This window comes from Streptomyces sp. NPDC058758, from assembly GCF_042746075.1.
Taxonomy (GTDB): domain Bacteria; phylum Actinomycetota; class Actinomycetes; order Streptomycetales; family Streptomycetaceae; genus Streptomyces.
This window is the reverse complement of record NZ_JBHYPS010000004.1, coordinates 118,583-141,175: the sequence shown is the minus strand read 5'-3', so window position 1 is coordinate 141,175 and position 22,593 is coordinate 118,583. Positions and strand designations below refer to the sequence as shown.

General features: G+C 72.4%; 17 protein-coding genes. 13 read left to right on the top strand and 4 right to left on the bottom strand.

What is annotated here, in order from left to right:
- Positions 1-150 precede the first annotated feature (150 nt).
- Positions 151-1,782: a penicillin-binding transpeptidase domain-containing protein gene (locus ACFW6A_RS07105; protein WP_351850646.1), complete on the bottom strand. Its 1,632-nt coding sequence runs from the start codon at positions 1,780-1,782 to the stop codon at positions 151-153.
- Positions 1,783-2,003: 221 nt separating this feature from the next.
- Between ACFW6A_RS07105 and ACFW6A_RS07100 the strand changes: the two genes are divergently transcribed.
- From ACFW6A_RS07100 to ACFW6A_RS07090, 3 genes are read left to right on the top strand one after another with little or no spacing between them, the layout of a single operon-like run.
- The gene (locus ACFW6A_RS07100; RefSeq protein ID WP_351850648.1) at positions 2,004-2,528 is read left to right on the top strand and encodes a hypothetical protein; all 525 of its coding nucleotides are present in this window, start codon (positions 2,004-2,006) and stop codon (positions 2,526-2,528) included.
- Positions 2,528-4,831 carry a DUF6571 family protein gene (locus ACFW6A_RS07095; RefSeq protein ID WP_351850649.1) on the top strand — a complete coding sequence of 768 codons (2,304 nt, stop codon included), beginning with the start codon at positions 2,528-2,530 and terminating at the stop codon, positions 4,829-4,831. The genes ACFW6A_RS07100 and ACFW6A_RS07095 overlap by 1 nt, the downstream gene beginning before the upstream one ends.
- A 2-nt stretch (positions 4,832-4,833) precedes the next feature.
- Entirely contained in the window at positions 4,834-5,460 is a 627-nt protein-coding gene (locus ACFW6A_RS07090; protein ID WP_386639208.1) for a hypothetical protein, read from the top strand.
- A 251-nt stretch (positions 5,461-5,711) separates the two neighbouring features.
- Here the strand turns inward: ACFW6A_RS07090 and ACFW6A_RS07085 are convergent, their stop codons facing one another.
- The 3 genes from ACFW6A_RS07085 to ACFW6A_RS07075 form a co-directional block, all read right to left on the bottom strand.
- Positions 5,712-6,479, bottom strand: a complete 768-nt coding sequence (locus tag ACFW6A_RS07085; protein ID WP_386479832.1) for a TIGR02391 family protein — start codon at positions 6,477-6,479, stop codon at positions 5,712-5,714.
- 290 nt (positions 6,480-6,769) lie between these two features.
- Positions 6,770-7,174: a hypothetical protein gene (locus ACFW6A_RS07080; RefSeq protein WP_386479829.1), complete on the bottom strand. Its 405-nt coding sequence runs from the start codon at positions 7,172-7,174 to the stop codon at positions 6,770-6,772.
- A gap of 199 nt (positions 7,175-7,373) precedes the next feature.
- Complete coding sequence (locus ACFW6A_RS07075) at positions 7,374-9,131, bottom strand: phospholipid carrier-dependent glycosyltransferase (protein ID WP_351850653.1); 1,758 nt, start codon at positions 9,129-9,131, stop codon at positions 7,374-7,376.
- A gap of 122 nt (positions 9,132-9,253) precedes the next feature.
- Between ACFW6A_RS07075 and rsmI the strand changes: the two genes are divergently transcribed.
- The 10 genes from rsmI (at position 9,254) to ACFW6A_RS07025 (ending at position 22,436) form a co-directional block, all read left to right on the top strand.
- Positions 9,254-10,099 carry a 16S rRNA (cytidine(1402)-2'-O)-methyltransferase gene (gene rsmI, locus ACFW6A_RS07070; protein ID WP_386639205.1) on the top strand — a complete coding sequence of 282 codons (846 nt, stop codon included), beginning with the start codon at positions 9,254-9,256 and terminating at the stop codon, positions 10,097-10,099.
- A 192-nt stretch (positions 10,100-10,291) separates the two neighbouring features.
- A complete protein-coding gene (locus ACFW6A_RS07065; RefSeq protein WP_351850656.1) occupies positions 10,292-10,711 on the top strand; it encodes a hypothetical protein in 420 nt (139 codons plus the stop codon).
- Positions 10,712-10,820: 109 nt separating this feature from the next.
- Positions 10,821-11,690, top strand: coding sequence for a TatD family hydrolase (locus ACFW6A_RS07060; protein WP_386639202.1), 870 nt, complete (start codon positions 10,821-10,823; stop codon positions 11,688-11,690).
- A 273-nt stretch (positions 11,691-11,963) separates the two neighbouring features.
- The gene (locus ACFW6A_RS07055; protein WP_386479823.1) at positions 11,964-13,298 is read left to right on the top strand and encodes a ubiquitin-like domain-containing protein; all 1,335 of its coding nucleotides are present in this window, start codon (positions 11,964-11,966) and stop codon (positions 13,296-13,298) included.
- A gap of 114 nt (positions 13,299-13,412) precedes the next feature.
- Complete coding sequence (rsmA, locus tag ACFW6A_RS07050; protein WP_351843484.1) at positions 13,413-14,285, top strand: 16S rRNA (adenine(1518)-N(6)/adenine(1519)-N(6))-dimethyltransferase RsmA; 873 nt, start codon at positions 13,413-13,415, stop codon at positions 14,283-14,285.
- The gene (locus tag ACFW6A_RS07045; protein ID WP_351843486.1) at positions 14,282-15,199 is read left to right on the top strand and encodes a 4-(cytidine 5'-diphospho)-2-C-methyl-D-erythritol kinase; all 918 of its coding nucleotides are present in this window, start codon (positions 14,282-14,284) and stop codon (positions 15,197-15,199) included. The genes rsmA and ACFW6A_RS07045 overlap by 4 nt, the downstream gene beginning before the upstream one ends.
- 247 nt (positions 15,200-15,446) lie before the next feature.
- Positions 15,447-16,730, top strand: coding sequence for an acyltransferase (locus tag ACFW6A_RS07040; RefSeq protein ID WP_351843488.1), 1,284 nt, complete (start codon positions 15,447-15,449; stop codon positions 16,728-16,730).
- A gap of 76 nt (positions 16,731-16,806) precedes the next feature.
- Complete coding sequence (locus ACFW6A_RS07035; protein ID WP_351843491.1) at positions 16,807-18,615, top strand: ABC-F family ATP-binding cassette domain-containing protein; 1,809 nt, start codon at positions 16,807-16,809, stop codon at positions 18,613-18,615.
- 112 nt (positions 18,616-18,727) lie between these two features.
- A complete protein-coding gene (locus ACFW6A_RS07030) occupies positions 18,728-20,551 on the top strand; it encodes a PQQ-binding-like beta-propeller repeat protein (RefSeq protein WP_351843493.1) in 1,824 nt (607 codons plus the stop codon).
- Positions 20,552-20,564: 13 nt separating this feature from the next.
- On the top strand, positions 20,565-22,436 hold the full coding sequence (locus tag ACFW6A_RS07025; RefSeq protein ID WP_351843495.1) for a PQQ-binding-like beta-propeller repeat protein: 1,872 nt from the start codon (positions 20,565-20,567) through the stop codon (positions 22,434-22,436).
- Positions 22,437-22,593: the final 157 nt, after the last annotated feature.

The following is a 22,593-nucleotide window of genomic DNA, read 5'->3' as shown; positions in this document are numbered from 1 at the left end:
TTCCGGTCCCCGGGCCCGGGCCCCGAGACGGGGCCGGAGCGCGTCGCCGTGCTCCGTACGCCCACCCGGGCCCCGCACGTCCGTACGCCCGCCCGGTCCCGTACGCCCCGGCCCCGTACGCCCGGCCCGCCCCCGCCCGCCAGGGGCGTCTCAGCCCGCCTTCAACACCGACGCCACCACGGGACCCGCCGCGTCGCTGCCGTGGCCGCCCGCCTCGACGACGGCCGCGGCGGCGAGGTCGCCGGAGTAGGCGGTGAACCAGCTGTTGGACGTCTGCCCGTCGACCTCCGCCGAGCCCGTCTTCGCGCCCTTCGACCCCGGCACGCTGGCCATGGACCGGACGGCGGTCCCGCGCGGCCCGGTGGCGGCCGCCTTCATCATCTTCCGCAGCCCGATGGCCACCTCGCCCGGCAGCGGCTCGGCCTTCGCGAACTCGCGGCCGTCCACGTCCTCCGGGATGAGGTACGGCTGGAGGAAGCCGCCGTTCTGCACCGTCGCGGAGACCGACGCCATGTTGAGCGCGTTCATGGTGATCCTGCCCTGCCCGATGTACGAGGCCGCCGTCTCGGACCCGCTGGACTCGGGCACGGACCCGTCCTCGGTCTGCACGCCGACCGACCACACCTCGCCGATCCCGAACCACTTGCGGGCGGTGTCGCCGAGGGCGGTGTTGTGGACGCCCTTGGCCTTGAGCGGGTTGATCGCCTTGATGAAGGCGGTGTTGCAGGACATCGCGAAGGCGTTGGTGAGGTCGCCGTCGGTCGAGAACTCGCCCAGGTTCTCGAAGCGGGTCCCGTCCCAGTTCACGTAGGACGGACACTCCACCGCCGTCCCCGGCTGCGCCACCCCGTACCGCATCATCATCGCCGCCGTCACGATCTTCATCGTGGAGCCGGGCGCCTGCTTCCCCTGGAACGCCGTGTTGAAGCCGGACGCCGGGTTGTTGGCGACCGCCCGGATCGCGCCCGTCGACGGCTCGACCGCCGCCACCGCCGCCTTCGGGAACTCCTTCACGGCCTTCTCGGCCGCCGCCTGCACGCCCGCGTCGATCGTCGTCCGCAGCTCGCCGGGCTTGCCGGCGGAGAGGACGAGGAGGGTGGCGGTCGGCGTGCCGTTCGCGTTCTCGATCCAGGTCTCGATCCCCGCCTTCCCGCCGGCCTTCCCCCCGTACCGCTGCCGCAGCGCGTCCAGGACGGGCACCAGCGAGGGGTACTTCTCGGGCGGCAGCGCGACGCCCTCGTGGTCGAGCGCCTTCACCGGCGGCGTCTTCGCGGTGCCGGTCCGCAGGGTGGCGCCGGCGGTCAGCTTCGGGTGCAGCACGGCGGGCGTCCAGCGCACCAGCGGCCGGCCGGTGGACTCGCCGCGGACGACGCTGAGCTTCGACTCGTACCTCCACGGCTTCGACACCCCGTCGTACGTCACGGTCGCCTCGACCGTGAACGGCACCACCGCGCCCGTCGGCGTCCCGGGCGTGATCCTCGCCTCCGAGACCCCGGCCCCCTCCCGGTACGAGGCGATCGCGGGGCCCGCCGTCACCGGATCGTTCGTCAGCTGACCGGCCCGCTCGGCCTCCCCGGCCGCCCAGGCGGCGAGGAAGTCCCGTGCGGTGGTGGAGACCTCGTCGGCGCTCAGGGGCCCGGTCTTCGGCGCCGCCCGCGTCCCGACGTCCGGCGAAGAGCCGCCCGTCACCCCGTTCCAGAGGTTGTAGCCCCCGTACGCCACCCCGCCGGCGACGACGGCGAAGACGCCTCCGACGATCCCGACCTTCACTCCACTGCGCATGACTGGGTTCCCCTCCCCGTGTGGACCGTCGAGTCAAGCAGCCGCCACCGACACCTGTCGAGGACGGCGGCTCACACCTGTCACATCCGCGACAAAAAGCGTTCCCTGGTGCGAAGGACCCGTGAAGGCGGGGGAAGCCGCGGTCCCATCGGTGATGCCTGCCGCGTCCCTCATTAGGATGCCGCCTGGCGTTGCTACCGCATCGACGGGGAGGAGCCACCGTGGCGTGGGACGAATGGAACCAGCTCAAGGCCGAGGCGGCCGGGTCGTCATCGACCCGGATGCAGTTGAACCGGGTCCCCGACGACCCGGACGGCAAGTCGATGCCCACGAACCGGCAGGGCGACCTCAAGGTCGTCAACGAGCACCTCTCCAAGATCGGCGACCACGCCTTCGGCCTCTACAACCGGCTGTGGCGCGAGGGCCGGGTGGCCGAGGCCACCACCGACTCCGCCGCCTCCGACCTCTCCGGGCAGGGCTTCGAACTGGGCGGCGCGCTGTCCCACGTCTCCATCAAGTGGATGTCGGCGCTGACGGACCTCATGGACGCCTGCGCCCACATCTCGAACCACATGGACTACACGAAGAACGCCCACGCGGGCGACGAGATCTTCATCGAACGGCGCATGAGCAGCATCGCCATGCTCGACGGCGGCTTCGACGAGCGGGCGTCCGAACCGGGCAAGCCGAACGACCTCGTCTACGGCGACAAGGAAGACAAGGGCGACAAGAAGGACGGCGAGTGATGGACTTCGACACCCTGCTGCACGCCAAGTTCGGCACGCTCGACACCGCGCTGACCGACTGGAACACCCTCGTCACCAACCTGGAGAAGCTGGAGAAGGACGCGAACGAGGGCCTCAAGGGCGCCGCCGCCAAGGCCGACTGGCAGGGCGTGAACTCCGAGGTCGGCCGGAGGTTCATCGACAAGACCGCCGGCGAGTTCGGCGACGCGCACACCCAGGCCACCTCCATACGCAACATCCTCCGCGACACCCTCGGCGAGCTGAAGAAGTTCAAGGGCGACCTGGAGCAGGCCATCTCCTCGGCCCGGCAGCGCAACGTCTCCGTCGTCCCCTCGGGGAAGAACTACATGGCCAAGGCCGCCGACGGCGACGCCGGCAAGGACGTCACCCAGGCCACCGTCGACGGCGTGCGCGACGAGATCGACAAGATCATCAACAGTGCCGCCGAGAGCGACAGCTCCGCCGCCAAGGTCCTGCGCGCCCTCGTCGACCAGGCCGAGAAGGGCTTCGGCGACGCCAAGTACGCCGACCGGGACCAGGCCGCCGACGCCATGAAGACCGCGGAGGACCTCGCGGCGCTGGCGAAGAAGGACCCGAGCAAGATGTCGGAGGCCGAGTTCGACCGACTGCTCGCCGGCCTCACCAAGTACAGCGGCGACGACCTCTTCGCCTCCACCTTCGCCCACAAGCTCGGCGCCCAGGGCACCCTCGACTTCTGGTCCCAGCTGAACGACCCCAACAGCCGCGACCACGCCGCCGACGGCAAGCGCTACGACCAGTACAAGGACCTCCAGAAGCAGCTCGGCCTCACCCTCGCCAACGCCACGCAGAGCGCGAGCACGGACATGTCGCGCTGGAAGTTCGACATGCTCCAGGCCGTCGAGAAGCCGGTCGGCGGCAACTACGGCGTCTCCGGCTACGTCGTGATGAGCAACCTCATGCGCTGGGGCGACTTCGACGACGACTTCCTCACCAGCTACGGCAGCAACATGCTGGCCAAGGAGCAGGAGGGCGTGCGCAACGGCTCCCGCCCCGAGCAGATCTGGGGCTACCACGGCGGCGGCCTCTGGCCCCACCTGAACACCACCGGCACCGACTTCGGCTTCGACCCGATGACCGGCTACATGAAGGCCCTCTCCAACAGCCCCGACGCGGCCACCGAGTTCTTCAACTCCGAGTTCATCGCCAAGGACACCGAGAACAACCCCTTCACCCGCGACACCGACGGGAACGGCAAGAAGGGCCACATCGGCCTCTCCAACTTCCAGTACCTCTTCGAGGAGCGGGAGTGGATGCAGGAGGAGGACTCGAAGGGCGAGGACAGCATCTCCGGCAAGAACTACCTGGCGGCGGCGCTGGAGGCGGCGACGACGGGCCACCCGGCCGGCGAACTGCCCACCTCCGCGACCAGCATCCACTCGGAGGAGCAGGCGAAGCTGTACGGCGACATCGTCAAGTCCGTCTCCGAGAACCCCTCCCGCCTCACCGACAACAGCTTCATGTCGGACAGCATGGGCCAGATCTCGGCGGAGTACATGGCGGACATCCACCGCGGGCTGCGCGCCGGCGAGGCCGGCGAGGACAGGCTCTACCCGATCGCGGGAGCGGCCGCGCCCCTCAACGAGCAGGACCTCACCCGCTTCCTCTACACCGTGGGACAGAACCCCGAGGGGTACGCGGCCGTCAGCGTCGGCCAGCACGCCTACACCTCCGGGATGCTGGAGTACCACTTCGCCCACCCCGACGCCTTCGTCGACGAGAAGGGCAACACCCCCGCGCAGAACCTGGAGAAGGCCACCGGCGCCATCGCGCACAACGCCGGCGAGATCCAGGGCATGCTCGGAGCCGGCCGCGCGTACGCCGCCGAGCTGGACGCGGGCAACAAGGACGCCGAGTTCAACGACGCCATCACGAAGGCGGGCGAGCTCGGCGAGTCCCTCGTCGGCATCGGCGTCGGCGTCGGCACCGCCTCGATGGTGGGCCCGGGCGGGGTCATCGTCGGCGGCGTCGCGGAGACGGTGGCGGGCGAGATCATCGGCAGCCTCACCGACGGGCTGATGAAGGACAGCTCGGGCGAGGTCATCTACCGCAACGGCGAGGAGATCAACGCGACCCGCGAGTCGACCTTCACCCTCGTGGAGAAGGCCGCCCAGGAGTCGGAGAAGAAGACCGGCGTGTCCTACCCGAGCGTGGTGTCCTCGATCGCGGGACAGGCCGAGGCGGGCTTCACCTCCGCCCAGACGAACATCCGCGACTACTGCGAGGGCGTGGGCGTCCCGAACGAGCTGGAGAAGGACAAGTGACCGTGAACCCGACGAAGAAGCGCGGCATCGTCGCCCTCGTCGTCCTGGTGCTGGTCGCCGTCTGGGCCGGCATCAGCTACGCCACCAACACCCCGCCCTTCAAGAAGCCGCGGGGCACGATCGAGGCGGCCGACCTCTGCCCGTCCCTCGGGCAGTCGCAGGAGGCCGCCGACATCCTGAACCGACTCCTCCCGTACGCCTCCTCCTACCGGATCCCCCGGGAGGAGGGCACGCCCCGCGGCGCCGCCCCCACCGACGCGCACCACACGTCGAGCTGCACCATCAGCGGCGACGGCGGCCGGCTGCTGACCCTCCGCACGGAACTCGCCTCCTGGAGCAGCGAGGAGAGCTGGCGGAAGGACGTGCTCGACACCACCAACGGCAGGCGGCCGGAGCCCTTCGACGCCGGGCGCTGGGCCTTCACCTCGACCCCCGAGATCCTGCGGGTCGGGGCCGTCTTCTCCGCCTGCCTGCCGGACCAGGACGCCGGTCTGAGCACGTCCGTCGAGCTCGACCGCCCCGCCCCCGCCGACCGCCTCGACGACCTCCGCCGCCTCGCCGGGATCGCCGCCGAGCAGGCCCACGAGGACGCCCGCTGCACGATCCCGGCGGACACCCCCGAGAAGTGACGCACCCGGGCGACGGAAAGAGGGCGCGACCACCGGTCGCGCCCTCTTCTCACGTCCCCGCAGCTAGACCCACGTATCGAGCCACATCCGCGCCCGCCACTGGTCCAGCGGGATCGGGGTCGCCGTGTAGATCGGCCAGAAGTAGATGAAGTGCGTTGTGCAGCCCCCGTCAGTCGTGTGACCAGCACAGATACCTCCAAAAGGTGCAAGCGGAATCTGCGCTGGGCCGCCTGTGGGCCGTCCGGGCTCATCTAAGACGCGGTAAGAATCGCTGCTCCATCGACCCACCTGGCAAGGAGACTGAACGCAGCCAGCTGTTCCAAAGCTTCATGCTCTGGCAGATCAGCGAGGTCTGCCTCATGGCTATTAGGGTTCCGGATTCCCGCGAAGCAGGCCTCAGCCAGGGCACGCGCCCCGCGATGCACATTGCGATACGTGTCGCCGCCGTCGTCGGGAACGATGCGAAGGCGAGGCCTACCTACGGCTGGCGCATCCTCCGAGAAGGCCTGAACGAAGAGGTTCTTCTCGGAGAGGTTGCGAAGGCCGAGCTTGTTCTGAGTCTCGGCGTTCACCTTCTTGGCGGCTCCCGTGATGGCCTCGCGGTAGTGTCCGCTCTGCCAGAGTGACTTCGCGCCCTCCCATGCCCAGGGATGCATGGAGCCCGCACTCAATCGTGGTGCATTATCACCCAGTTTCTCGCGAATTTCGGCATCGCGCAGGATGGTCGTGCGCGCCCGGATCGCGGTCTCGCGATGCCCCTCCCAGCGCCTCTGAGGGCCGAACCACTCAGTTTGAGTCTCGCGCCACCGGGGATCCACGCGGTCGAAAATTTGCTCGACCACGTGCGCCATTTCGAGGATTGCTTCGTCTACGCTGCGGCCTCCGCCGAGCGCCTCCAGCGCAAGGGCTGCTGCGGCAGTAGTAGCCACACCGTTTGGCGATCGGCGGTAGCTCTCCGCCACGACTATGAAGTTCGTGAGCTGTTCCACAGCCCAGTCGGGTTCTGCGATTTGGTCCACGAGTGAAGTCTCTACCCAACCGGGATACAAGACGCGAGGTTTTGCTGTAGCAGATTGCGGTCCCTCGGCGGGGGCGAACAGAACGTCGATCGGCTTCCGGGTGCGGCCCTTCCAGCTCGTCCAGAGACCGAGCGATAGCGGCATGTCGACGCGGCCCCTTCCCGGCCTGACGCCTGCCTGGGCCTGCCGGGAGGACCGGCCGCTAACCGCTACCGCCCTGCTCACGGGTGGTTTGAGCCGTTAGCGCTCTCGCTAACGTTAGCGGGGGCACCTGCTATCAACGGCAGGTCTCATGGGTGCATGGCAGGACAGATGCCGCGCCAGTCCACGGTCCCATCTCCAACGCCTTCGTAGGCCCGCTCGCACTCTTCTCGGTTCTGCGGCTTGGTGGGGCGCGGATCCGAGTCGTTGCCGCTGCTGACAGCGATGGCGACCGCAAGAACCACAAAGACGAGCACGGCGAGGAGGAGGTGAGGTCTCCCGGCCGCCAGCGGCTGCGCCTGGGGGGCGCTCGAGGGCGGCGTCAGGTTCGACGGGCCAACGCCCGTGATGTCGATGGACACCTTCTTCTTGGTGCTCGCTGCGTGGGAGACGATCGATTGGCGCAGCCTCTCAGCGTCGGCCCTGTTGTTGCACGTGTGCTGCCCTGAAGTGCCGTCCTCCCAGACGTACTTAAGGACCACCTGCTGAGTCATGTGTCCCCCCTCAGTCGCGTGGACTGTTATTGAACCAGCAGCACGTCCACTGGACGCGTCCTTTGACCAGGCCGGAAAGCGGGCCGCTGCGCTGGGCCGTCTGTGGGCCGTCCGGGGGCCGCCAGCACTCACCAATGGCCACCGATAACAACCGAGAGGGCGCGGCCAGTGGCCGCGCCCTCTCGTCACGTTCGCCCCGCTAGACCCACGTGTCCAGCCACATCCGTGCCCGCCACTGGTCCAGCGGGATCGGGGTCGCCGTGTAGATCGGCCAGAAGTAGATGAAGTTCCAGACGATCAGGAGGACCAGGCAGCCCGCGGCCACCGCGCCGAAGGTGCGGCGCTTCTCGGTGGCGCCCTTCGGGCCGATGATCGCGCCGATCATCATCGCCACCGCCAGGCACAGGTAGGGGACGAAGACGACGGCGTAGAAGAGGAAGATCGTGCGCTCCTGGTAGAGGAACCAGGGCACCCAGCCCGCGGCGACCGCGCAGGCGATCGCGCCCGCCCGCCAGTCGCGGCGGAAGGCCCAGCGCCAGAGCACGTACACGAGGGCGAAGCAGGCGGCCCACCACAGGAGCGGGGTGCCGAGGGCGAGGATCTCCTGGGCGCACTTCTCCGTGGCGGAGGCCGGGCAGCCGCCGGTGCCGGGGGCGGGGGACTCGTAGAAGTAGGAGACCGGGCGGCCGAGGACGATCCAGGACCAGGGGTTCGACTCGTAGGTGTGGGGCGAGGTCAGGCCCACGTGGAAGTTGTAGACCTCGGTCTCGTAGTGCCACAGGCTCCGCAGCCAGTCCGGCAGCCAGGACCAGGTGCCGCCGCCGTTCGGCAGGGCGTCCTGCTTCTCGGCCCAGTCGCGGAAGTAGCCCTTGTCGGTGACGAGCCAGCCCGTCCAGGTCGCCAGGTACGTCACGAGGGCCACCGGCACCACCGACACGAACGCGGGCAGCACGTCCTTCTTGATCACCGCCAGGTACGGGCGGACCGCGCCGGCCGTACGGCGGGCACCGACGTCCCACAGGACCGTCATCAGGCCGAAGCCGACCATCACGTACAGGCCGTTCCACTTGGTGGCCGCCGCCAGGCCCAGCATCACACCGGCCGCGATCCGCCACGGGCGCCGGCCGAGGCGCAGGGTCTCGGCGACCTCCGCGTCGGGCCGCAGCACGCCCTCCCCGTCCTCCGGGAGCGCCGCCGCGAGCCGTTTCCTGGTGCGGTCCCGGTCGAGGACCAGGCAGCCGAACGCGGCCAGCACGAAGAACATCAGCACCTGGTCGAGGAGCGCGGTGCGGCTCATCACGAAGTGCAGGCCGTCGACGGCGAGCAGCAGGCCCGCCAGGCAGCCGAGGAAGGTGGAGCGGAAGAGGCGGCGGCCGATGCGGCAGAGCATCAGGACGGAGAGCGTCCCGAGCAGCGCCACCATGAACCGCCAGCCGAACGGCTCGAAGCCGAAGACCTTCTCGCCGAGGCCGATGACCCACTTGCCCATCGGCGGGTGGACGACGTAACCGGGGTCGGTCGGGATCAGGACCGAACCGGGGTCCTTCAGGATCGTCTTGTCGATGTCCTTGGGCCACGCCCCCTCGTACCCCTGGTTGATCAGGGCCCACGAGTCCTTGGCGTAGTACGTCTCGTCGAATATCACCGCGTGCGGCTTGCCCAGGTTCCAGAACCGGAGCACGCCCGCGACGGCCGCGACCAGCAGCGGACCGCCCCAGGCGGCCAGCCGCCACAGCCGGTCGGCCGCGGCGGGGCCGAGCCCGAGCAGCGACATGACCCGCGGCGAGGGCCGGGTGTACGGCGGGTCGAGCCGGTCCCTCGTGCCGATGGAGAGCGTGCCGGCGGCGGGCGGACGGTAACCGAAGCGCCGCAGCCGCAGCTGCCACGACGAGGGCTCTGCCACGGTCGGCGCCACGGGGTGCTGGCCCTCCAGGGCCTCGGGTGCGGTACGGGTCACCGCGCCATCGTAGGGACTGCGCCTGTGCGCGTCGCCTGTCCGGGGGCGCGGGGCGCGCCTCCCGGCCGGTCCGGGCGCGCGGGGCGTGCCCCCCGGCGCGCGCGGGCTGGGAGGATGGGTGGGTGACTGGAACGCTGGTACTCGCAGGGACCCCCATCGGCGACATCGCGGACGCGCCGCCGCGGCTCGTGTCCGAGCTGGAGGGGGCGGACATCGTCGCGGCCGAGGACACCCGCCGGCTGCGCGGGCTGACCCGGGCGCTGGGCGTGCACACGACGGGCCGGGTCCTCTCCTACTTCGAGGGGAACGAGTCCGCCCGGACGCCGGAGCTGGTCGAGGCGCTGGCCGGCGGCGCCCGGGTGCTCCTGGTGACCGACGCGGGCATGCCGTCCGTCTCCGACCCGGGCTACCGGCTGGTCGCCGCCGCCGTCGAGGCGGACATCAGGGTGACGGCCGTCCCCGGCCCGTCCGCCGTGCTCACCGCGCTTGCGCTCTCCGGGCTGCCGGTCGACCGGTTCTGCTTCGAGGGGTTCCTGCCGCGCAAGGCGGGCGAGCGGCTCGGCCGGCTGAAGGAGGTCGCGGCCGAGCGGCGCACCCTCGTCTACTTCGAGGCCCCGCACCGGCTCGACGACACCCTCGACGCGATGGCCCAGGTCTTCGGCACGGACCGCCGGGCCGCCGTCTGCCGCGAGCTGACCAAGACGTACGAGGAGGTCAAGCGGGGCCCGCTGGGCGAGCTGGCGGCCTGGGCGAAGGAAGGGGTGCGCGGCGAGATCACGGTCGTCGTCGAGGGAGCCCCGGAGACCGGCCCGGAGGAGCTGGACGCGGCCGAGCTGGTGCGCAGGGTGCGGGTGCGCGAGGAGGCGGGGGAGCGGCGCAAGGAGGCGATCGCCGCGGTCGCCGCCGATGCGGGGCTGCCCAAGCGGGAGGTCTTCGATGCGGTGGTGGCGGCAAAGAACGCGTCGTGAAAAAGGTCTGCGAGCCCCGGAAACGGTAAAGGGCTAATCTGAAAGGCAAAGCCGAAACCGGCGCCGGGAAGCTGTGCGGGGCGCTTGGCAAGGGAACGCCAAAAACCGCTCCACGGTCCTTCCATGGTTTCTTCCGTGCTGATGCGCTCCGGCCCGAAAAGGCGTCCACTGGACCAGTGGAGAGGAGCTGGCATGAGCGAGACCACCGGCACCGGAACGCCCGTCGCCCATGAGGCCTACGCCTTCGCCTGCATGAGGTGCGGGTACGGCTGGGAGCAGTCCTACGAGATCGAGCACCACACGGACGCGCGGGGTCAGGCGTTCGTCGTGTACAAGGCGGAAGGCGAGCGGGTCCCCTCCCCGCTGTCGAGTCCGACCTGCATGAACTGCGGCGGCCACGTGGTGCGCATCATGCGCGCCGGCCAGGTGTCCACCGTGCTCGACCTGATCGCGTCCATGGAGCACCACGGGCGCGGGGCGAAGGAGACCAGGCCCGTCTCGGCGGCCGGACCGATCGGCCAGGAGCTCACCGAGGGCGAGGAGGCCCCGCCGCCGGTCCCGCACCACTGGCACCTCTCCGACCTGCTCCACCCCTTCCGTTCCCGTCACTGAGACCGTCCCGTTCCCGTCACTGAGACCGTCCCGTTCCCGTCACTGAGACCGCGCCCCGGCGCCGGAACCGCCGCGCGGTCCCGCTCATGGCCCTCGTACGATCGGGGCCATGAGTGCCAAGGACGCCCCGCCGCCGCTGCCCGAACCTCTCCTCGTGGAGGTCGCGGACTCGCACACCCACCTCGACATGCAGTCCGGCACCGTCGAGGAGGCGCTGGCCAGGGCCGCGGCCGTCGGCGTGACGACGGTCGTGCAGGTCGGCTGCGACGTGAAGGGCTCGCGGTGGGCCGCCGAGACCGCCGCCGCCCACCCGAGCGTGCACGCCGCCGTCGCCCTGCACCCCAACGAGGCCCCCCGGATCGTCCTCGGGGACCCCGACGGCTGGTCGCGGCAGGGGGCCAGGGACGCGGGCGGCGACGCGGCGCTCGACGACGCGCTCGCCGAGATCGACCGGCTCGCCGCCCTCCCGCACGTCCTCGGCGTCGGCGAGACCGGCCTCGACTTCTTCCGCACCGGCCCCGATGGCACGGCCGCGCAGGAGCGTTCCTTCCGCGCCCACATCGAGATCGCCAAGCGGCACGGCAAGACCCTCGTCATCCACGACCGCGAGGCCCACGCCGACGTGCTCCGCGTCCTCGACGAGGAGGGCGCCCCCGAGCGGACCGTCTTCCACTGCTACTCCGGCGACGCGGAGATGGCGGAGATCTGCGCCGCCAAGGGCTACTACATGTCCTTCGCCGGCAACGTGACCTTCAAGAACGCCCAGCCGCTGCGGGACGCCCTCGCCGTCGCCCCGCTCGACCTCGTCCTGGTCGAGACCGACGCGCCCTTCCTCACCCCCGCGCCCTTCCGCGGCCGCCCCAACGCCCCGTACCTGATCCCGGTCACCGTCCGGGCGATGGCGGCGGTGCGCGGCATCGACGAGAACGCGATGGCGGAGGCGCTCGCGGTGAACACGGCCCGCGCCTTCGACTACTGATCCGGACGACCGCCGATCCGGACGGCCACCGATCCGGTCGACCGCCGATCCGGTCGACCGCCGAGCCGGTCGACCGCCGAGCCGGTCGACCGCCGATCCGGACGGCCACCGAGCCGGTCGACCGCCGAGCCGGACGGCCACCGAGCCGGGCGGCCACCGAGCCGGTCGACCACCGGGCAGGGCGGGGCGGAGCATCACCGATCCATAACGGTTACGTGGTGTAGTCGCGTCGCCGTGGAGAGTGACCGCCACCGGGGCTAGGGTCCCGGCCTCGTGAGCACTTCCCAGGGCAGTCACCGCGCCGCACGGCGGGGCGCCTCGGCCACGCTGCCCGTCCACGAGCAGCCCACCCAGGCCGCCCCGCTGATCGCGCCCCCGCCCACCCGGGCCGCCCCGCCGCCCGGGCCCCCGCCCACCCTCGCCGCCTTGCCCGTCGCCGCGCCCCCGGCCGTGCCCGCCCAGGGCCGGGCCGCCGCCCGGCGCGGGGCCCGCCGCCGCAAGGCCGCCCGGCCGGCCGGCGACGGGCTGCGGCGGCTGGTGCCGCAGGCCCTCGTCGTCGCCTTCCTGGCCGGCGGCACCAGCGCCTTCGTCGCCGACGACAAGGCCGTGCGGCTCTCCGTCGACGGCGTCCCGCGCACCCTGCACACGTTCTCCGACGACGTGCGGGAACTCCTCGCCGAGGAGGGCCTGGAGATCGGCGAGCACGACCTCGTCGCGCCCGCCCCCGGCGAGGCGCTGGCCAGCGGCGACGAGGTCGTCCTCCGCTACGGCCGGCCCGTCTCCCTCACCCTCGACGGGCACCGCCGCCAGGTGTGGACCACGGCCGACACCGTCGACGGCGCCCTGCGCCAGCTCGGCGTCCGCGCCGAGGGCGCCTACCTGTCGGTCTCCCGGTCCGCCGCGATCTCCCGCACCGGCCTCGCGCTCGACGTCCGCACCGAACGCGCGGTCACCTTCCTCGCCGACGGCCGCGAGCGGACCGTCCGCACCAACGCCGCCACGGTCGGCGAGGCCCTCGAAGAGGCCGGGATCACCCTCGGCGGCGAGGACACCACCTCGGTGCCCCGGGACGCCTTCCCCCGCGACGGGCAGACCGTCACCGTGCTGCGGATCACCGGCTCCACCCGGACCCGCGACGAGGCCGTGCCGTACGCCGTCGAGCGGATCCGCGACCCGGGGCTCTTCGCCGGTACCGAGGTCGTCGAACGCCAGGGCGTCCCGGGCCTGCGCCGCATCACGTACCACCTGCGCTCCGTCAACGGCGTCGAGCAGCGGCCCCGCCGCACCGGCGAGGAGATCGTCCGCGACCCCGTCTCCCGCAAGGTCCGCGTCGGCACCCGCCCGCTGCCCACCTCCGTCGAGGGCGCCGACGGCCTCGACTGGGGCGCGCTCGCCGCCTGCGAGTCCGGCGGCCGGCCGAACGCGGTCGACCCCTCGGGGACGTACGGCGGGCTCTACCAGTTCGACCCCGGTACGTGGCGCTCCCTCGGCGGCACCGGCGTCGCCCAGGACGCCCCCGCCGCCGAGCAGACCTTCCGGGCGAAGAAGCTGTACGTCCAGCGCGGCGCCGGCCCCTGGCCGCACTGCGGACGCCGCCTCTTCGGATGAGCCGCCGGCCGGGGCGGTCCCCCCGGCCGGTGCGGGCCCGCGCCCGGGCCCGCACTCCGGGCCCCGGGCGCGGGCCTTTCGGGTGCGGGGCGGGACAGGGCCTAGGCTGTACCGGTGAGCACCACCACCGGCCCCGACGGCCCCGACGCCCTCCTCGGCCCCGCCGACATCCGTGAGCTGGCCGCCGCCCTCGGCGTGCGCCCCACGAAGCAGAAGGGCCAGAACTTCGTCATCGACGCCAACACCGTCCGGCGCATCGTCCGCACCGCCGGCGTGCGCCCGGACGACGTGGTCGTCGAGGTGGGGCCCGGACTCGGCTCCCTCACCCTGGCGCTCCTGGAGGCCGCCGACCGGGTGACCGCCGTCGAGATCGACGACGTCCTGGCCGCCGCGCTGCCCGCGACGATCGCCGCGCGGATGCCGGAGCGGAAGGACCGCTTCGCGCTGGTCCACTCCGACGCCATGCTCGTCCAGGAGCTGCCGGGCCCGGCGCCGACCGCGCTCGTCGCCAACCTCCCGTACAACGTGGCCGTGCCCGTCCTGCTCCACATGCTCGACCGCTTCCCGACCATCGAGCGGACCCTCGTCATGGTCCAGGCCGAGGTCGCGGACCGGCTCGCCGCCGGACCGGGCAACAAGGTGTACGGCGTCCCCTCGGTGAAGGCGAACTGGTACGCCGACGTCAAGCGGGCCGGCTCCATCGGCCGCAACGTCTTCTGGCCCGCGCCCAACGTCGACTCGGGCCTCGTCTCCCTGGTCCGCCGCGCCGAACCGGTCGCGACCACCGCCTCCAAGACCGAGGTCTTCGCGGTCGTCGACGCCGCCTTCGCGCAGCGCCGCAAGACCCTGCGGGCCGCCCTCGCGACCTGGGCCGGCTCGCCCGCCGCCGCCGAGGAGGCCCTGGTGAAGGCCGGCGTCTCGCCGCAGGCGCGCGGCGAGTCGCTGACGGTGGAGGAGTTCGCGCGGATCGCCGAGGCGAAGGCGTGAACGGCGGCGCGACGGGCACGGCGGCCGTGACCGTACGGGTCCCGGCCAAGGTCAACGCGCAGCTCGCGGTGGGCGCCGCCCGCCCCGACGGCTTCCACGACCTCGCCACCGTCTTCCTCGCGGTGTCGCTGTACGACGAGGTCACGGCCGCCCCCGCCGACCGGCTGACGGTCACCTGCGAGGGTCCCGACGCGGACGGGGTCCCCCTGGACGCCACCAACCTCGCGGCCCGCGCCGCCACGCTCCTCGCCGCCCGGCACGGCATCTCCCCGGACGTCCACCTCCACATCGCCAAGGCGATCCCGGTGGCCGGCGGCATGGCCGGCGGCAGCGCGGACGGCGCCGCCGCCCTCCTCGCCTGCGACGCGCTGTGGGCCCTCGGCACCCCGCGCGACGTGCTCCTCGACCTCTGCGCCGAACTCGGCTCCGACGTGCCCTTCAGCCTCGTCGGCGGCGCGGCGCTCGGCGTCGGCCGCGGCGAGCAGCTGACGGAGCTGCCGGTGAGCGGGCCCTTCCACTGGGTCTTCGCGGTCGCCGACGGAGGCCTGTCGACGCCGACGGTGTTCCGCGAGTTCGACCGCCTCACCGAAGGCGTCGACGTCCCCGCGCCGGCCGCCTCCCCGGCGCTCCTGGAGGCCCTGCGCACCGGCGACACGACCGCGCTGGCCGGCGCTCTCGCCAACGACCTCCAGGCCTCCGCGCTCTCGCTGCGCCCCTCGCTCGCCGCGACCCTGGCGGCCGGCACCGAGGCGGGTGCCCTCGCGGCCCTGGTCTCCGGCTCGGGCCCGACGACGGCCTTCCTGGTGAAGGACGCCGAGTCGGCGGAGCAGGTGGCGCGGGCCCTCCGCGCCTCCGGCACCTGCCGTGCCACCCACACCGCCACCTCCCCGGCCCCGGGAGCGACGGTCCTCTAGACCCCGCCGCCCCGCCCCCCTGCCCGGGCCCCGCGCCGAGGGCCCCCGCCCGGGCCGGCCGCCTCCGGGCCCCGCGCCCGGATCCCCCGCGCCCCTGCCCGGGCCGAGGACCCCACGCCCGGGCCGCCGCCCCCGCGCCCCGCGCCCCGCGCCGAGCGTCCCGTGACCCGGCCGGGCCCCGTACTCAGCGGCCGGATGAGTATCCGCGCCCTGTCGGAGCCGGGGCCTGGCGCGGGACCGTGCCCGCATGGGAATCAGCGCGCGTGAACTCGCCGCCGCCACCCCGGCGGCACGGGACCGGTACGTGGACCTGCTGCGGGTGGCCTCGCTCGGCGTCGTCGTCCTCGGCCACTGGCTGATGGCGGCGGTGACCGCCGACGGCGTCGGGAACCTGCTGGCCGTCGTGCCGGAGCTCCAGGCGGCCACCTGGGCGCTCCAGGTGATGCCGGTCTTCTTCTTCGTGGGCGGCTTCGCGCACGCCCTGGCCCACCGCTCCCGCCCGGGCTACGCGGACTTCCTGCGGGCCCGCCTGCGCCGCCTGCTGCGGCCGACGATGGTCTTCGTCGCGGTGTGGGGCGCGGCCGCGCTGGCGCTCCAGACCGCCGGCGCGGACGGCGGACTGACCGGCGTCGCGCTGCGGCTGGTCACCCAGCCGCTGTGGTTCATCGGGATCTACCTCGCGATGGTCGCCTTCACGCCGCCGCTGCTGCGGGCCCACGAGCGGTACGGCTGGGGCGCCTTCGCGGCCCTCGCCGGTGCGGCGGCAGCGGTCGACGTCCTGCGCTTCGCCGCCGGCGTGCCGTACGTCGAGTTCCTGAACTTCGCCCTCGTCTGGCTCGCCGTCCACCAGCTCGGCTTCCTCCGCGCCGACGGCATGATCCGGCGCCCGGCCCTGCTCGCCGGCGCGGGCCTCGCGGGCGCGGCCCTGCTCGTGGCCCTCGGCCCGTACCCGCTGTCCATGGTCGGGATGCCCGGCGAGAAGGTCTCCAACATGGCCCCGCCGACCCTCGCCCTGCTCTGCCACGGCCTGTGGCTGGTCGGCGCGGTGGAGCTGCTGAGGGGCCCGGGGACGCGGTTCGCGGCCCGGGCGCGGGTCTGGCGGGGCGTGGTCGCGGCGAACGGCATCGCGATGACCGCGTTCCTCTGGCACCTGACGGCGATGCTCGGCGTGTACGGGGCGGTGCTCGGCCTCGGCGTACGGCTCCCGGCCCCGGCGACCGCCGCCTGGTGGGCGCAGCTGCCGCTCAGGCTCCTCGCCGCGGTCGCGGTGACCGCCCTCCTCGTCGCGGTCTTCCGCCGCTTCGAGGCCCCGTCCCCGGTGCCCCGCGCCGGCGGCTCCGGCCCGCTCGCCGCCCTCGGCATCACCCTCGCCCTGCTGGGGATCCTCGGCCTGTCGACGACCGGCCTCGGCGGCCTTCTGGAGGGCCACACGGCGACCCTGGTCGCGGTGCGGGTCACCGCCCCGGCGGCGATCGCCATGGCCCTGACCGGCTGGCTCCTGGTCGACCGGCCGGGCCGGACCCGGGCCTGACGCCGACGGCCGGGCCGCGGGCGGGCGCGGCGACGTACCCTGGTACGTCGATCGATCACCCCGCACTGGAGTCAACGTGGCCGTCAACCTGGTCAATGTCGAGAACGTCAGCAAGGTGTACGGCACCCGTGCCCTGCTCGACGGGGTCTCGCTCGGCGTCTCCGAAGGGGACCGGATCGGGGTCGTGGGGCGCAACGGCGACGGCAAGACCACCCTCATCCGGATGCTCGCGCGCCTGGAGGAGGCCGACACCGGCCGCGTCACGCACAGCGGCGGGCTGCGGCTCGGGGTGCTCACCCAGCACGACTCGCTCGACCCGAAGGCCACCATCCGGCACGAGGTCATCGGCGACATGGCCGACCACGAGTGGGCCGGCAGCGCCAGGATCCGCGACGTGCTCACCGGCCTGTTCGGCGGGCTCGGCCTGCCCGGCTTCGAGCACGGCCTCGACACCGTCATCGGCCCGCTCTCCGGCGGCGAGCGCCGCAGGATCGCGCTGGCCAAGCTGCTCATCGAGGAGCAGGACCTGCTGGTCCTCGACGAGCCGACCAACCACCTCGACGTCGAGGGCATCGCCTGGCTCGCCGGCCACCTCCAGACCCGCCGCTCGGCGCTCGTCTGCGTCACCCACGACCGCTGGTTCCTCGACCAGGTCTGCACCCGCATGTGGGACGTGCAGCGCGGTGACGTGTACGAGTACGAGGGCGGCTACTCCGACTACGTCTTCGCCCGGGCCGAGCGGGAGCGGATCGCCGCGACCGAGGAGGTCAAGCGGCAGAACCTGATGCGCAAGGAGCTGGCCTGGCTGCGCCGCGGCGCGCCCGCCCGCACCTCCAAGCCCCGCTTCCGCATCGAGGCGGCCAACGCCCTCATCGCGGACGTGCCGGAGCCCCGCGACAGCACCGAGCTGATGAAGTTCGCCAGCGCCCGGCTCGGCAGGACCGTCTTCGACCTGGAGGACGTGACCGTCACCGCCGGCCCGAAGACGCTGCTCCAGCACCTCACCTGGCAGCTCGGCCCCGGCGACCGCATCGGCCTCGTCGGCGTCAACGGCGCGGGCAAGACCTCACTCCTGCGGGCGCTCGCGGACGCGGCCGCCTCCCAGGGGGAGAAGCAGCCGCCGGCCGGCCGGATCGTCGTCGGCAAGACCGTGCGCCTCGCCTACCTCTCGCAGGACGTCACCGAGCTCCCCGCCCAGCTGCGCGTCCTGGAGGCGGTCCAGCAGATCCGCGACCGGGTCGACCTCGGCAAGGGCCGCGAGATGACCGCGGGCCAGCTCTGCGAGCAGTTCGGCTTCGGCAAGGAGAAGCAGTGGACGCCCGTCGGCGACCTGTCCGGCGGCGAGCGCCGCCGCCTCCAGCTGCTGCGCCTGCTGATGGACGAGCCGAACGTCCTCTTCCTCGACGAGCCCACCAACGACCTCGACATCGAGACCCTGACCCAGCTGGAGGACCTCCTCGACGGCTGGCCGGGCTCCATGGTCGTCATCTCCCACGACCGCTTCTTCCTGGAGCGCACCACCGACCGCACCTTCGCCCTGCTCGGCGACCGCGCCCTGCGGATGCTGCCGCGCGGCATCGACGAGTACCTGGAGCGGCGCCGGCGGATGACCGAGGAGGCCGCGCCCGCGCCCGCCGCCGCCCCCGCGCAGCAGCCGAGGACCGGGGTCTCCGCCGCCGACGCCCGGGCCGCGAAGAAGGAGCTCCAGAAGGTCGAGCGGCAGCTCGACAAGCTCTCCGAGCGGGAGACGAAACTCCACGCGCAGATCGCCGAGAACGCGACCGATTTCGAGAAGGTCGCGAAGATCGACGCGGAGTTGCGGGAACTGTCGGGAGAACGTGAAGAGTTGGAGATGCGCTGGCTCGAACTGGCGGAGAACGCATAACGAGGGCATCACGGGCCGGTCCTCCCTTGGGCACAAGGGGCGGACCGGTCGCTTTTGCGCCACCTCGTGAGTGGTAGAAAGAAAACCCGCTCACAGCAAGGGGGAAGCGCTGATGACCCAGCCGCCCAGCAACCAGCCGCCGGGGGGCTTCGGAGCGCCCCAGGACCCGAACCAGGGTGGCGTGCCGCCCGTCCCGCCGCAGATGCCCGGTCAGCCGCCGCAGATGCCGCCGGTCCCGCCGCAGGCCCCGGCCCAGCCGCCGCAGGCGCCCGGCCAGCCGCCGCAGGCCCAGCCCGGTTACGGCTACCCCCAGCAGCCCGGACCGTACGGCTACCCGCAGCAGCCGACGCAGCCGGCGGGCCCCTACGGGCAGCAGCCCGGTCCGTACGGCCAGCAGCCCGGCCCCTACGGCGGCTACCCGGGTCAGACGCAGCCGATGTACCCGGCCGCGCCCGCCCCGGCCGGCGGCTCGGGCGGCGGCCCGTTCAAGAACCGCACCGCGCTCGTCGCCGCCGTCGCGGCGGCCGTCGTGGTCGTCGCGGCCGTCACCACGTGGGCCGTCGTCGGCAAGGGCGACGACGGCAAGCCGACCGTCGCGAACCCGACGACGAGCAGCTCCAGCGCCACCACCGGCCCGAAGCCGACCGAGTCCGTGGACCAGGGCGACGGCTCCGGCGACGGCGACAAGGGCGGCGAGGACGACCTCAACGCGGCCCGCCAGGAGGGTGAGGCGAAGGTCAACTTCCTCACCACCAACGACGTCGACCTGCCCCGCAACGGCTCCGAGGTCTTCGGCCCCTGGATCGTCGGCGACACCGTCGTCAAGGCGATGTACAAGGGCGTCTCCGGCTACAGCCTCGCCGACGGCGCCAAGAAGTGGACCGTCGACCTGCCCTTCAAGCTGTGCGCGGCCCCGGCCCAGCCCGGCGCCAACGGTCTCATGGTCTTCGGGTACGAGGAGAGCGCCAAGGACGGCGCCAAGTGCACGATGCTCCAGCAGATCGACCTGAAGACGGGCAAGGCGGGCTGGAAGAAGGCCGTCCCGAAGCCGACGGGCCTCTTCGCCTTCTCCGACAACACCCTCGCCATCGGCGGCAACACGGTGACCGCGGCCGGCAGCAGCAGCGCCTACGGCTTCTCCCTCACCGACGGCAAGCAGCTCTTCACCGGCCCCACCGGTGACTGCAAGCCGTACGCGTACGCCGGCGACGCCACCAAGCTCGTCGCGGCCAGCCAGTGCCGCACCGGTGACGCCAGCAAGGAACAGCACACGATCGGCGAGGTCGACCCGAACACGGGCAAGCCCAAGTACCAGCCCTACCGGCTGCCCGCCACCTGGGAGGTCGACAAGGTCTACTCGGTGAACCCGCTGGTCGTCTCCATCTTCCAGCGCGAGCAGAAGAAGCGGGCGGTCGTCGCGCTCAAGCCGAACGGCACCGTGCGCTCCCAGCTCCAGGGCGGCAAGGACGCGTTCGCCCCGCGCTGCGGCGGCGGCCTGATCATCTTCGGCCGCAACCTCCAGGGCTGCTCCGGCGTCGCCGCCGCGGGCGACACCTTCTACATGTCGACCGACACCGACTACGGCACCTCCAACGAGGTCATCGCCTTCAACCTCGACACGGGCAAGCCGAAGTGGCGCTCGAAGGCCCCCGACGAGCAGCAGATGTCGCCGCTGCGCATGGAGGGCGGCGAGGTCCTCGTCTACGTCGCGCCCAAGTACGACAAGGGCGGTGCGGTCGCGACGATCGCCCCGGCCGGCGGCGCGCCGAAGATCCTCCTCAAGCACCCCGTCTCGGTCGCGCAGATCGAGAGCGGCTTCTTCAGCGCGGGCTACGCCTACGGCAACGGCACCTTCGTGATCGCGGCGGGCCGCGTCTCGGCGTCCAACGACACCGAGGAGAAGGAGACCAAGACGATGATGGGCTTCAGCAAGTGAGGTACGCGGACCGATGACGCAGCCACCCCCTCCGCCGCCGAACCAGCCCCCCGGCGGCTACCCGCCGCCGGGCGGCTTCGGCTCCCCGCAGGACCCGGCCCAGGGGCAGGGCGGCTTCGGCGCGCCGACGCCCCCGCCCCCGCCGCAGGGCCAGCCCGGTTACGGTGCCCCGGCACAGCCGCAGGGCCAGCCCGGCTACGGCGCGCCGCCGCAGCCGCAGGGCCAGCCGGGTTACGGCTACCCGGCCGCGCCGGGGACCCCGCAGCCCGGCTACGGCTACCCGCAGCAGGACCCCCGGCACCAGCAGCCGGTGCCGCCGCCGTACGGCTACCCGGCCCAGCCCCAGCAGTCGTACGGCTACCCGACCGCGCCCCAGCAGCAGGTCCCCGCGCCGGGCGGGCGGGGCAAGCTGTCCGCGCAGACGCAGATCATCGTCGCGGCGGTCGTGGCCGTCGCCCTGATCGTCGGCGGCGGCATCTGGTACGCCAACTCCGGGTCGGACCCGGAGCCCGACGCCAAGCCCACGGGCGGCACCGGCCAGTCCCCCTCCGGCGGCGGCGACACCGGCACCGACGGCGGCGCCGGCAACGGCCTGGGCGGCGACGGCAAGGAGAAGCCCGGCGGCAAGACCGGCGCCACCCTGGCCTTCCGCGTCGACGTGCCCAAGGTGCCCGACACCACGCCCGTCGACGGCTCCTGGCTCACCGACAAGACCTTCGTGAAGACGGGCGTCAACTCGATCGTCGGCTACGACATCGACAAGGGCACGGTCTCCTGGACCCTCCCGCTCGCCGGCCAGGTCTGCGGCGCGTCCCGGCACAAGACCGCCGACAACAAGGTGCCGATCCTCTTCGAGCAGTCCAAGCGGGTCGCCCCCCGCTACTACCAGAGCTGCAACCAGGTCGGCATGGTCGACCTGAACACCGGCAAGCTGCTCTGGTCCGCCTCCGTCAGCGGCGGCGGCGACGAGAAGGCCCGCTTCAGCGAGGTCACGCTCAGCGGCGCGACCGTCGCGGCCGGCGGCACCGACGGCGGCGCGGCCTTCGACGCGGCCACCGGCAAGGTCCGCTGGAAGCCGCAGTCCAACGACCAGAACTGCTACGACATGGGCTACGGCGGCGGCGAGGGCCTCGTCGCCGTCCGCAAGTGCGGCCAGTACGGCGCCGAGTCCGTCCTCGTCCAGAACCTGGACCCGAAGTCGGGCAAGCCGCTCTCGCAGTTCAAGATGCCGCAGGGCGTGAAGTACGCGGCGGTCGTCTCGACCAAGCCGCTGGTGGTCGCGGCCAACGTCGGCGACGCCGCCGACGACGGCAGCGGCATCTCGGACTTCTTCTCCATCGACGAGAAGACCGGGAAGCTGCGCACCAAGATCACGGCCAACGCCGACCGCTACGCGGCCCGCTGCGGCTCCACCTCGGTGGAGGACTGCTCGCAGGTCCTCGTCGGCAACGACCGGCTCTACGTGCCGACCGAGGAGCACGAGGGCTCCACCGGCGAGTACGGCGACGAGACCAACGAGATCATCGCCTTCGACCTCGCCAACGGCCGGACGGCGCCCGAGAAGGCCGACGCCGGCGACGGCTACACGCTGATGCCGCTGCGCATGGACGGCGGCGACCTCATCGCGTACAAGGTGCCCCCGTACTCCAAGGGCGGGCAGATCGTCTCCGTCCACGCGGGCACGATGAAGACGACCCTGCTCCTGGAGAACCCGTCGGACAAGGCGAACCGGGACATCGAGACCAGCTTCTCGATCACCGGCGCCGAACTCCTCTACGGCGACGGCCGGTTCTTCATCTCGGCCACCTACGCGAGCAAGGCGCGGGAGGGCGACTCCGGCCTCTCGAAGAAGTACCACGCGGTGTCGTTCAGCACGCGGAACTGACGCCCGCGACCGACGCGAAGGGCCTCCCCGGCACACCGGGGAGGCCCTTCGCGCGTGCCCGTCCCCCTTTCGTGCGGCGGAGGTTGACGCGCCGCGGGGCGGGGGAGCGTGTAGCTTGCCGGGTCAGGGTGCCGGGGGACGGCACGCCCGGGGGACG